This is a genomic window from Achromobacter sp. GbtcB20 (assembly GCF_019091095.1).
In the GTDB taxonomy this organism is placed as follows: domain Bacteria; phylum Pseudomonadota; class Gammaproteobacteria; order Burkholderiales; family Burkholderiaceae_B; genus Achromobacter; species Achromobacter mucicolens.
In genome coordinates, this window is record NZ_JAGXJZ010000656.1 from 1 (window position 1) to 257 (window position 257).

Below are 257 nucleotides of genomic sequence, written 5' to 3' on the forward strand. Positions count from 1 at the left end.
GGCGGATGTTACGCACGGCAATCTTCGCGTCCTCGGCTTCCGACTTGCACAGCTTGACCATTTCCTTGCGGCGCTCTTCGGTCAGCGGCGGGGTCGGCACGCGGACCATGTCGCCCATCGTCGACGGGTTCAGGCCGAGGTCGGCGTCGCGGATCGCCTTTTCGATCGTGCTCAGCATCTTCTTCTCGTACGGCGTGACACCGATGGTGCGCGCGTCGATCAGGTTCAGGTTGGCCACGCCGCTCAGCGGCGTCGGC

General features: G+C 65.4%; 1 protein-coding gene. It reads right to left on the minus strand.

The genetic code is table 11. The features are described from left to right. Positions 1–257 (minus strand): ribosome-recycling factor (locus KVT32_RS30605; RefSeq protein WP_217619488.1); only part of this gene is annotated, 257 nt, incomplete at both ends.